This window comes from Pyxidicoccus caerfyrddinensis (assembly GCF_010894405.1).
In the GTDB taxonomy this organism is placed as follows: Bacteria; Myxococcota; Myxococcia; order Myxococcales; family Myxococcaceae; genus Myxococcus; species Myxococcus caerfyrddinensis.
On record NZ_JAAIYA010000008.1, the window covers coordinates 118,875 to 130,463 of the forward strand.

Below are 11,589 nucleotides of genomic sequence, written 5' to 3' on the forward strand. Positions count from 1 at the left end.
AAGGATTGGCATCGCGCCAATCGCCAACTTCCTTACGTTTTGCCGCTTTTTTTGGCTATTCTATTTTTACTCGATTCGCTTGATTGAGTCAGGCATTGAGACATTGAGAGACAGGCCGCTCGGGCCGCGAGCGCATGGAGCGCGCGTGCGCCGGCGTCCCCGATGTGGTGCACTTCCGGGGTGCTCGAAAGCGTCACCATCGACCAGCTCCGGACACTCCGTGCGGTCGCGGAGGAGGGAAGCTTCACCGCGGCGGCCCGTCGGCTCGGACAGGGTCAGCCCGCGGTCAGTCAGGCGATGAAGCGGCTCGAGAAGCAGCTGGGGCTGCGCCTCTTCGACAGGAGCGGCCGGGTTCCCCGACTGACGGCGAAGGGCGAAGCCGTCGTCGCCGCGGCGGAGCGGCTTCACGATGACCTGGCCGTCTTCCAGACGTTGATTGGGCGCATCAAGAGCGGAGCGGAGACGAAGCTCTCGCTCGCGGTCGACGCCATGTTCCCGACGGGCGCGCTGCTGGCCTTCATCCACGAATTCGCCAAGGCACACCCCGGCGTGGAGCTGGCGCTCGAAATCGAGTTCCTCGCGGCGGTGACCGCGCTCGTGCGGGAGCGGCGGGCCACGCTCGGCATCGCGGGGACAGACGTGGACCTCGCGGGGCTGGAGCAGCGCCCCATCGCCAACCTGCGGATGATTCCGGTCGCCGCGCCGTCACATCCCCTGGCGGCGGGGAAGGATGTCCTCACGGAGGAACGACTTGCCTCCGCCGTGCAGATCGTCCTCACCGAGCGCACTCCGGCGGGCCAGCCCGGCTCCTCGGACCGGGGTGTCTTCTCGACCCGGACGTGGCGGGTCGCCGACCTGATGACGAAGCATGCGCTCATCGCGGACGGGCTTGGCTGGGGCCACGAGCCCGAGCACCTCGTGCGTGAGGACCTCGCGGCGGGGCGGCTCGTGGAGCTGCGGCTCGCGGCCTGGGAGGGCGGGCCTCCGCCCCAGCGCTCGCTCGCCCTCGTCCGCCGCAAGGGCGCGCCGCTGGGGCCCGTGGCGACGTGGGCCTCCAACCGCCTGACGAGCCTCTGCCAGGAAGCGCTGGGCGCCCCACCCCATCACACGAGGTGATGATAACCATCATGCGCCCGGCGGATTTACGTCGGGACACGCGCTCTTACTGTACTTGTCATGAAGACCGCGACGCATGCCATTGCCCCTTCCACTTCTCCCCTTCCCCTTCCCCGCGCCCGTCCCCTGGAGAGCGTCCATGGCGGAGGTCCGCTTCACTGGGTCGGTGACGGCTTCCGGGTGAATACCCTCGTCCCGAGCAGGGGCCTTTCGCAGGAGCGGACCAGTCCCTTCCTGTTGCTCGACTACCATCCTCGCCACGACTACCCGGCGCTGGCCGCAGGTCAGCGCGGCGTCGGCTGGCACCCTCACCGGGGCTTCGAGACAGTCACCCTGGCTTTCGAGGGGTCCGTCGCGCACCGGGACACCGCGGGCCATGCGGGCGTCATCGGGCCGGGCGACGTGCAGTGGATGACGGCCGCGTCCGGCATCCTCCACGAGGAGTACCACGAGCACGGATTCTCCCGTCGCGGAGGCGCGTTCCACATGCTGCAGCTCTGGGTCAACCTTCCTCGCGCGAGCAAGATGGACCCGCCGGACTACCAGCCCATCACCGCGGACCAGATTCCCATCGTCCGGGTCGGAGGTGAAGACAACACCAGCACGGTCCGAGTCATCGCCGGGGCATACGGAGACGCCCGGGGGCCCGCGCGGACCTTCACGCCCATCACGCTGCTCGACGTGAAGCTCACGGCGGGCACGGCGCTCGAGGTGCCCGTGCCCTCACATCACAATGCCTTCGTGCTCGTCGCCGGTGGCCGCGTCTCCACCGACGGTGACTCGCTCGCCGCGGGGTCTCTCGCCGTCTTCGCCAACGAGGGCGAGCAGCTCGCGCTGCGCGCAGAGGAGGACGCGCGCCTCATCGTCCTCGCGGGGGAGCCCATCCGGGAGCCCATCGTCCATGTGGGGCCCTTCGTCATGAACACCGAGCGCGAAATCCTCCAGGCCATTCACGACTTCGAGGCGGGACGCTTCGGTGAGACGCCCACGGACGAGGCGCCTCGGAGCTGAGCCCCGCGCGACTATGCCGCCTGCCGGGGTTGGCGGAGCAGCAGCAGGCCGGCCACCATCACGAAGGCCAGGGCGGACAGGGACAGCGAGACGTGGATGTTGGTCACGCTTCCCAAGAGCCCCACCGTCACTCCGCTGAACGCCCGCAGGCCCAGGGCCGACATGCTGAAGAGCCCCAGGACGCGGCCCCTGATGGTGTCCGGGGCATTCAGCTGAACAATCGCCTGGGTCATGCTGCTGAAGGAGAGCTCGAGGAATCCGGCCAGGAACAGCACGCAGATGGCCGCCGGATACCAGCTCATGAACGAGAACGCGAAGAGCGAGCAGCCCCACAGGAACGCCATCTTCAACGCGGAAGCAGCCGTCGTCGGCAGCCACGTCCCCCGCGTCTCGAGCAGGACGCCCGCGAGCAGCGCACCGGCCGCATCCGCTCCCAGCAGGAGCGTATAGGCCAGGCCGGGGTCTCCATGGCCCAGCTCCGTGGCGAAGCCCGGCATCTGCGCCTGGTAGCTGTTGCCAATGAAGAAGGAGGCGGCCCCCGCCAGCAACACCATGGGCGCGACCACGGGCATCCCGCGCACGTCGCGGAGCGTATGCACGATGTCGGCGAAGCCCCGGACGGCACGCTTGGGGACCGTCGTCGCCGCGCGAAAGTGCCGGCCGTAGGGTGCGCTCACCAACCAGAGCAGGAGGGGCAGATAGAACAGCGTGTTGACGAAGATGGCCCGAGTCGGCCCGAGCGTCCGCATGATGATGCTGCCGACACCGGGGCCCACCAGGACGCCGAGGTAGCGGGCCGTCGCATTCAGGCGCACCGCGCTGGTCAGGGAGCTCGGACCCACGATGTCGTAGAGCAACATCTGACTGGAGGTGCTCCAGAGGACCCCCGCGCAGCCATGGAGCGTGAGGAGCACCATCGCGTGCCACATCTGCAAGGAGTCCGTGACGAAGAAGTATCCCCACCCCAAGGAGGCGGTGATGAAGAGCACCATGCCGGCCTGGATGAGGCGCCTGGAGTCGAACCGGTCATTGAGCGCACCCACCGGCACCGAGAACATCAGGAACGGGAGCCAGTGGGACACCACCGCGAACCCACCCAGCGCCGGTGAGTGGAACTTCTGGAACGCCACCCAGTAGCTGATCACGTGCTCGATGTTGTCGGCCATCATCGCCAACATGAACGTGATGAGGAACGTCCGATAGCCAGGGATACGGAGCGCGCTGGTTGCAACAGGCGGGGCGGCCACGGTGGAGGTCGTGGAGGTCATGGATGTTTCACGTATAGGGACAACGACCTGAAGTCCAAGTCCCATTTCGCCATGGGGAGGCCGCTTCAGCCCGGAGGTTTACGCACGGTGACATCACCCGTGCGCACTCCCGGCACCTGCTCCCAGCCCGTGGCCAGCTCCAGCTCCCAGCCGTCCCCGGAGAGCGTGTTGCCGTGGGTCTCCAGAGGGAGGGGCACCGTGGCGCTCTTCCACCGCTCATCCACCAGCACGCCCGAGTTCACCGTCAGGCTTCCCCACGCGTCCACGATGCGCCCACTCGGGTACACCGTGCCCACGCCGTCGATGGGCACCAGCTCCCCGGGCTTGAACTCGATGCGCATGCGCTCGAGCGGCAGCCGCAACACCGGCCCTTCCACGAAGCGCTGACGCAGCTTCACGAGCCGGGCCTGGGCCGCGCGCTCGCGCTCGGCCTCGCGCTGCTCCAGCTCCGGCGCACCGTACGCCTTGCCGCGGCTCGCGAGCAGCTCCTCCGACGGAGGCTTCGTGTCCAGGGACAGCGCGCGGGCCAGGAGCTCGCCCAGGTCCGCCCGCTCCAGGGCCTCGCGTCGCCAGCGTGCGCCGGCCGCGTCGTCGAGGAGCAGCCCGTACGCGGGGCCTGAGGCGTGCACGAAGGTACGCACCAGGGTGGGCTGCCCGGGGGTTTCCGCGAGCGCGGTCTTCACGAGCGCCAGGCGCGCGGCGGCCTTCGAGGCTCCCAGCCGCACACCGGTGTACTCGGCGAGGCCCTCGTTTTGCTCCAGCGCGCGCTCCTCCTCCGTGGCCTTCGGGAAGAGGGCGCGACGGGCCGAGCGGAAGCCGAGCGCGTCCTGCACGGCGGCGCGACGGGTGGCGCCGCGCGACTCCAGCGCCCGCGCGAGCGCCCGCCATTCGAGCTGCAGGAGTGTCCGGCCCCGGGCCGTTTCGAGGTGCGCATTGGCCTTGTCTCCCGTGGTGAGCCCCCGGCGGCGCTGCAGGTGGTGGAAGGCCTCGTGCGCGAGCATCACGCGCAGGGCCGTCGGGTCCTCCGGCAGGGGCCAGAGCAGCTGCACCCAGAGCGTGCCCGCCCATTCCGTGGCGGTGTTGGCGACCGTCACATCCGACGGCAGGTCGCCGGTGAAGGGAGGGCCCGGGTACTTTCCCTGTTTCGGCGCCTCGCTCGCGATGAAGCGCCGGCTCTGCGCGTCCACCACCATCACAGGCGCACAGAGGGAGTCGCCCCAGAGGGCACCCGCGTCAGCGCGGCACGTGCGTTCGAGTTCCTTGAAGGCGCGGGTGACCGCCCCGACCTCGGGCCCGGGTGCCGCCGCGTGGGCGGATGCCGTGGACACCAGTGCCAGCGACAGCACGAGACCTTGGATATGAAGGCGGGCAACCATGCATCCTCCTTGGCGAGCAGCACTTCAGCCTCGCATGGTACGCGCGCGCAGTGGAGACGTCGCCGCCGTCGCCTCAGTCAGCTGTCTGCCATTGAGGCGGACGTGCCCGAACGGCCGGGCAAGAATCCGACCGACGCACGGCTTATACAAATTTTACCTATTTTACTCGATTTAAATATTGACACTCCGAATTCGGCGCTCGCAATGTCGGCCCGTCGCATTGCAGAGGAGCGCACCATGCCGAAGTCGAAGCAACTCTCGTCCCGCCTCCGTCCCGCCCGCCAGGTCTGGCCGGCGCTCGCCGCCCTCGCCCTGACCGCGCTCGCACCGGCGGCCCATGCCGATTCGGCGATCTACGGCGGCGGCCCGTTCTATTCCGGCGGCACCGCGGTGATGGATGACCTGCGCAGCTCGGGCTTCACCACCATCATCCTGTGGAGCTTCCACATCGAGGACAACGGTGACCTGGTCTACAACGACATCCCGGTAGTCAAGAACGGGGCCTACATGGGCGACCCGGCCTGGCCGACGCGGCTGGCCACGCTCAAGACCGCGCCGACGTCGGTCAATCGCATCGAAGTGTCAATCGGCGCCTGGAGCGTCCCCGACTTCGAGCGCATGGCCAGGCTGGTCAACGGCACCGCCACCGGCTGCGGCAGCACCCTCGTCTGCGGCACCGGCAGCAACAGCATCCTGTACCGCAACTTCCAGGCGCTGAAGACCGCCACCGGCGCCAACGCGGTCAACTTCGACGACGAGAGCGCCTACGACCTCGCCCCGACCACCCAGTTCGGGCAGATGCTGATTGGCCAGGGCTACAAAATCACCTTCGCGCCCTACACCAATCAGAGCTTCTGGCGGAGCCTCAGGGACAGCCTCGGCAGCGCGGTCGACGGCATCTACCTCCAAGTCTACGACGGCGGCGCCGGCAACAATCCGGCGAGCTGGAACACCGCGATGGGAATGACCGTCGACCCGGGCCTGTGGTCTCGCCACGGCACCGGCTGCAGCAGCGGCGACAGTCCGGCCACGGTGCAGAGCAAGATGAGCACCTGGAAGAGCACCGCCGGTATCGGCGGCGGCTTCATGTGGCTGTACGACGACATCCAGAAGTGCGTGGCGCAGGGCACGACCGCGCAGTACGCGGCGGCCATCAACACCGCGGTCAGCGGCAACACCCCGCCGGTGGCCAACTTCGGCGTCACCGTGAGCGGACTGGTCGCGACCTTCAGCGACTCCTCCAGCGACAGCGACGGCAGCATCACCTCGCGCAGCTGGACTTTCGGCGACGGCAGCAGCTCGACGGCGACCAACCCCAGCCATGTCTACGCCAGCGCCGGCAACTACAACGTCAGCCTGACGGTGACCGACAACGGCGGCGCCAGCCACACCAAGACCCAGACAGTCTCGGTCGGCGCCGGCAACGTCAACCTGGCGCTCAACAAACCGGCGACCGGCTCCAGCGCCTGCAACAGCAGCGAGACGCCGGCCAAGGCGGTCAACGGCAGCGTCTCCGGCGGCAACACCGACAAGTTCTGCTCGTTGACCACCGCGTCCTGGCTGCAGGTCGATCTCGGCTCGGCGCAGACGGTCAGCAGCTTCGTGGTCAAGCATGCCGGCGCGGGCGGTGAATCGAGCACCTGGAACACCCGGGCCTTCACCATCCAGACCTCCAGCAACGGCTCCAGCTGGAGCACCCCGGTGACGGTGACCAACAACACCGCCAGCACCTCGACCCACTCCATCAGCGCCACGTCGGCGCGCTACATCAAGCTCAACGTGACCACCCCGACCCAGAACGGCGACCCGGCGACGCGCATCTACGAATTCGAGGTGCGCTGACCCCTCCCCTGCCGCTCCGACAGGTCTGTTGGTGACCTGTCGGAGGGCAGGAGCGCGTTACTCCGCCCTGCCCTTCACGTCCTGCCAACGCTGGCCCGAGCTGTAGTTGGCCGGGATCCACCGGTAGTTCCGCCCCTCCGTGCCAAGCCGGCCCAGTCCGGGAAAGGGCATGTGCGCGAGGCCAATCAGGTCGCCCCGCCCCGCTGCCTCCGCGAACACCCGGGCGCGCTGGGCCGCCGCCGCACGGGCATCGACGTCGTAGGCGACCGTCACCGAGGGCTCGCGCAGCTGCACCGAGCCGAAGTGCATGAGGTCGCCCCACAAGATGAGCCGCTGCCCCCGGCTCTCGACGACGTAGGCGCTGTGCCCCGGCGTATGCCCCGGAGTCGCCACGGCCCGGATGCCCTGGACGATGGCGTCCCCGCTTCCGAACGTCTTCAGCTTCCCCGCACCCTGGTACGGCTCCACCATGGCCCGCGCCTCCTCGAAGTACTTCGGGTCCACCGGTCCCTTCGCCTTGTTCTCGCGACCGAGCCAGAAGTCCGCCTCGCGCGAGTGCACCTGGAGGACGGCGTTGGGGAACGCCCGGCGCGCGCCGGACATGAGCCCACCGGAGTGGTCGGAATGGATGTGCGTGAGCAGCACCACGTCAATCTGCTCGGGCTGATAGCCCGCGCCCCGGAGGCTCTGCTGGAGCCGGCCTCCCACGTCGGGACCGAAGAAGCCTCCCACGCCCGTGTCAACGAGCACCAGCGCCGTGCCGGTGTTGATGAGGAACGCGTTGATGGACAGCTCGACCGGGTCCTCGAGGTGGTCGCGCGCGAGCAGTTCCGCTACGCGCTCCGGCGTCGTGTGCGTCGCCACCTCGCGCACGGTCTGGGGAACGGTGCCGTCGGACAGCGCGGTGATTTCGAAGTCGCCGAGCAGCATCCGATAGAAGCCAGGTGCCTGGGTTCTCACCTGGGGCGCGGCCGCCTGGACGGCGGACGGAAGCAGTGGAGCGACGGCCAGCACCAGCAGGGTGAGGGCGCGCGAGACAGCGAGGAAGGCACCGCGGGGCAGAGGTCTTTTCATGGGCGATGAGATAGCGCCGGGCCTTCCCTGGGATAAACAGGCGCTCGTCACACACTCCGTTTCACCCCTGAAACAATGAGGTGGAAGATGGACAGGTTCGCGGCGATGGAAGCCTTCGTCCGCGTGGTGGAGAGCGGAAACTTCACCAAGGCGGCCGACGCGCTGGGCCGCCCGAAGACGGCGGTGACCCGGCTGATTCAACAGCTGGAGGCGACCCTGCGCGTGAAGCTGCTGCACCGCACCACGCGCCGTGTGACGGTCACCCCGGAGGGCATGACCTACTACCAGCAGGCCTTGCGCCTGTTGGGAGAGGTGCGAGAACTCGAGGCCACGCTGGCCCAGACACGGCGCGGCCCCCGGGGGCGCCTGCGGGTGGAGTCGAGTGGGACGATTTCCCGGCTGCTCATCGTTCCCGCGCTGCCGTCGTTCTACGCGCGCTACCCGCAGCTGCACATCGAGCTGGGGGTGAGCGACCGCCCCGTGGACCTCCTCGCGGACAACGTCGACTGCGCCATTCGCGGAGGTGGCGTGAAAGACGACTCCCTGGTGGCACGGCACCTCGGCGACCTCTGCTATCTGGCATGCGCGTCACTGCGGTATCTGGAGCGTCACGGCGCGCCACTCCACCCGCAGGAGCTGGCGGGCGCGTCGCACGCGGTGGTCAGCTACTTCTCGTCACTGAGCGGCAAGGAGCTCCCCTTCGTCTTCATCCGCGATGGCCAGCGGCTCGAGGTCCAGGGCCGCAGCCAGCTCACGCTCAACGAAACCAACGCGTACCTGGCCGCCGGGCTCGCGGGCCTGGGCGTCATGATTGCCCCCCACTTCGTGTTGGAGCCGTACCTGGCCGCGGGTGAGCTGGTGCCGGTGCTGGAAGGATGGCAGCCCGAACCCCGTCCCCTGTTCCTGGTCTACCCACCCTCGCGACAGCTGGGCGCCGGCCTGCGGGTCTTCATCGACTGGACGACGGAGCTGTTCGCGAGTCGGCCGAGCCTGTGGCGCCGAGTCCAGAGCGACGGACGCACCCGGCAACCCACCCACGCAGGGGCCCCCTCCCTGCCCCCTCCATCCAACCCTGTCGACCATTCTTAGAATCAACGGAGAGCCCTGACCTCGGCGGCTCAAAGGGGGAGCAGGAATGATGACAGCGGAGGCCAGGACCGAAGAGCGCGGCCTCTCCGACTGGACCCGGCAGTTCGATGTCATCGTCTGGGCCGCCGACGCGGTGACGCTTCAACTCATGCACGTGAGTCCGAATGCCGCCGGGATTCTCGGCTATCCACTGGAGCAGTGGTGGACCGAGGCGGACTTCCTCGCCAGGCACCTCCACCCCGAGGACCTCGACGACGCGCTGGAGCTCTTCCTGGACAGCACACGACACCGGACCGAGCGCAGCGGCGTGCTCCGGTTCCTGGATGCGAACGGGCAGGCGCTCCCCTTTCTCACCAAGGTGCTCACGCTCGAACACGGCGAGGGCCATGCGCCCGAGCTGCGGTGCTTGATGGTGCGCCTCGGGCGGAACACCCGCGCCAGCCGGGAATGCGAGCATTCGCGCTCCCTCCAGCGCACCGAGCGGGAGCGGGATGCGCTCCTCCGCAAGGAGCACGAAGCCCGGGAGCGCGCGGAGGCGCTGGCCAGACAGCTCGCGGCCGGCGAGTCGCGCTTCCGCAGCATCTTCGAATCCCACCTCATCGGGCTCGTGCTCACCGACAACCACGGCCGCGTCCTCCATGCCAACGACGCCTTCCTGCGCATCGTGGGCTACAGCCGCGAGGACCTGGAGGCGGGCCGCATCAACTTCATGGACATCACCCCACCGGAGTTCCACGCGGTGACGCTGCGGGCGCTGGAGGAAATCGAAGCCCGCGGCATGGCGAGCACCTTCGAGAAGGAATACGTGCGCAAGGACGGTCGTCGCGTGCCCGTCATGCTGGGCAGCGTCCGCCTGCCCGCCTCGAATCAGAATGCCACCTTCGTGCTGGACCTGACCGAGCGCAAGGAGGCCGAAGCGGAACGCGAGCGCTTCTTCCGCCTGGCGCCGGACATGTTCTGCATCGCCGACATGGACGGCTTCTACAAGCGGGTGAACCCGGCCTTCACGCGCATCCTGGGCTGGAGCGAGGAGGAGCTCCGCGCCCGGCCCCTTCTGGACTTCATCCACCCGGAGGACCGCGGCAGGGGGGAGGAGACCCTGGCCGCCCTCAAGCGGGGAACTGCTGACCCCGGGCTCACCGTCCGCGTCGAGTGCAGGGATGGCGGGTGGAGGTGGCTCAACTGGACCTCCGTGCCCGTGCCGGAGACGGGCCTCATCTACGCCTCCGCGCGCGACGTCACCCGGCAACGGAAGGCCGAGGAGCAGCTCGTGCTGGCGGAGCAGCGGCTGCGGACCGTCATCAACAGCGGGCCAATTGTCCTCGCCGTGCTCGACGCCGATGGCCGCTTCGTCGTGTCCGAGGGCAAGGGGCTCCAGAGCCTGGGACTGTCTCCGGGCCAGGTGGTGGGACAGTCCGCCCTCGAGATGTACGCGAACGAGCCCCACGTGCAGGAGTTCCTCCTCCGGGGACTCCGGGGAGAGACCTTCTCCACCATCGTCCAGACCGCCGGTCTCACCTTCGAGGTGTTCTACCAGCCCGTCCTGGACGAGGCCGGCCGCGTCTCCACCCTCAGCATCGCGTCATTGGACGTGACGGAGCGCGTCCGGGTAGAGGCCGAGCGGGAGGAGCTCATCCGCCAGTTGATGCACGAGCGGAGCATCCTCCAGGCCGTCCTGCAGCAACTCCCGCACTCCGTCTACATTGCCGAAGCGCCCACCGGAAAACTCTTCCTCGCCAACGCGCAGGCGGAGGCACAGATTCGCGGCCCCACCACACCCGCCAGGAACACGGAGGAGTACCGCGGCTACCCGGGCTTCCATGCCGATGGGCGGCCGTACGAACCCCACGAGTGGCCCCTGCCCCGTGCCATGGCCTCCGGAGTGCCGGTCATGGCCGAGGCCGTCCACGTCATCCGGGGCGACGGCAGCTGGGGCATCATCGAGTACAGCGCGACGCCCGTGCGCGACGCGCAGGGCCACATCACCCACGGCGTGGTGGTGGGAGTGGACGTCACCGCGCGCAAGGAGGCGGAGCGGGAGCGGGAGCGACTCCTCGAGGAGCTGAAGCTGGCGGTCAGCGCCCGCGACGAGTTTCTGGGCATCGCCAGCCATGAGCTCAAGACGCCGCTGACGCCCCTGGCCCTCAAGCTCGAGGCGCTCGCGCGCGCGGCCGGAGCCGAGCCGGAGTCCTCCCTGGCCCGGCGTCTCGCGCCCCACGTGGAAGTCATGCGGCGGCAGGTAAAGCGGCTCGCCTGCCTGGTGAACGACCTCCTGGATGTGTCGAACATTGGCGCCGGACGACTGGCCCTCACGCTCGACCCCCAGCAGTGCGACCTCGCGGCGCTGGTGCGCGACGTGGCCGGGCGCTTCGACACCGAGGTGAAGCGCGCGGGCTGCGAGGTCCGCCTCCACGCTCCCGCGCCGGTGGAGGGCACCTGGGACAGCTCGCGGCTGGAGCAGGTGGTGACGAACCTGCTGGCGAACGCCGTCAAGTACGGCCCCGGCCACCCGGTGATGCTGAGCGTGGAGACCGTGGACGGGCGCGCGAGGCTGACGGTCAGCGACCGGGGCATCGGCATCGCGCCGGAGAACCTCCAGCGCATCTGGGGCAAGTTCGAGCGCGCGGTGTCCGAGCGCCATTACGGAGGACTGGGCCTGGGGCTCTACATCTCCCGGCAGATTGTCGAGGCCCTGGGCGGCACGGTGAAGGTCGAGAGCACGCTCGGCCAGGGCGCCACGTTCATCGTCGAGCTTCCACTGCAGGGCGGCGCGGCCCGCAGCGCCTGAGCAGACACAATGCCGGGGCTCCCAC

At 68.8% G+C, this 11,589-nt stretch carries 8 protein-coding genes; 5 read left to right on the forward strand and 3 right to left on the reverse strand.

Annotated features, from left to right (window positions below; translation table 11 throughout):
* Positions 1-180: 180 nt before the first annotated feature.
* The gene (locus G4D86_RS20255) at positions 181-1,116 is read left to right on the forward strand and encodes a LysR family transcriptional regulator (RefSeq protein WP_163995637.1); all 936 of its coding nucleotides are present in this window, start codon (positions 181-183) and stop codon (positions 1,114-1,116) included.
* A 60-nt stretch (positions 1,117-1,176) separates the two neighbouring features.
* Complete coding sequence (locus tag G4D86_RS20260) at positions 1,177-2,127, forward strand: pirin family protein (RefSeq protein WP_163995638.1); 951 nt, start codon at positions 1,177-1,179, stop codon at positions 2,125-2,127.
* Positions 2,128-2,138: 11 nt separating this feature from the next.
* Here the strand turns inward: G4D86_RS20260 and G4D86_RS20265 are convergent, their stop codons facing one another.
* Both G4D86_RS20265 and G4D86_RS20270 read right to left on the reverse strand, forming a co-directional pair.
* The gene (locus G4D86_RS20265) at positions 2,139-3,395 is read right to left on the reverse strand and encodes an MFS transporter (RefSeq protein ID WP_163995639.1); all 1,257 of its coding nucleotides are present in this window, start codon (positions 3,393-3,395) and stop codon (positions 2,139-2,141) included.
* A gap of 65 nt (positions 3,396-3,460) precedes the next feature.
* The gene (locus G4D86_RS20270; protein WP_163995640.1) at positions 3,461-4,771 is read right to left on the reverse strand and encodes a hypothetical protein; all 1,311 of its coding nucleotides are present in this window, start codon (positions 4,769-4,771) and stop codon (positions 3,461-3,463) included.
* 237 nt (positions 4,772-5,008) lie between these two features.
* Here G4D86_RS20270 and G4D86_RS20275 point away from each other — a divergent pair, with 237 nt between their 5' ends.
* Positions 5,009-6,613, forward strand: coding sequence for a PKD domain-containing protein (locus tag G4D86_RS20275; protein ID WP_163995641.1), 1,605 nt, complete (start codon positions 5,009-5,011; stop codon positions 6,611-6,613).
* A 57-nt stretch (positions 6,614-6,670) separates the two neighbouring features.
* On the opposite strand, the gene G4D86_RS20280 is transcribed toward G4D86_RS20275, so the two are convergent.
* Positions 6,671-7,687, reverse strand: a complete 1,017-nt coding sequence (locus G4D86_RS20280) for an MBL fold metallo-hydrolase (protein ID WP_240360366.1) — start codon at positions 7,685-7,687, stop codon at positions 6,671-6,673.
* Between the two features lie 87 nt (positions 7,688-7,774).
* Between G4D86_RS20280 and G4D86_RS20285 the strand changes: the two genes are divergently transcribed.
* Both G4D86_RS20285 and G4D86_RS20290 read left to right on the forward strand, forming a co-directional pair.
* Positions 7,775-8,776: a LysR family transcriptional regulator gene (locus tag G4D86_RS20285; RefSeq protein WP_163995642.1), complete on the forward strand. Its 1,002-nt coding sequence runs from the start codon at positions 7,775-7,777 to the stop codon at positions 8,774-8,776.
* A 46-nt stretch (positions 8,777-8,822) separates the two neighbouring features.
* Entirely contained in the window at positions 8,823-11,564 is a 2,742-nt protein-coding gene (locus G4D86_RS20290) for a PAS domain-containing sensor histidine kinase (protein ID WP_163995643.1), read from the forward strand.
* Positions 11,565-11,589: the final 25 nt, after the last annotated feature.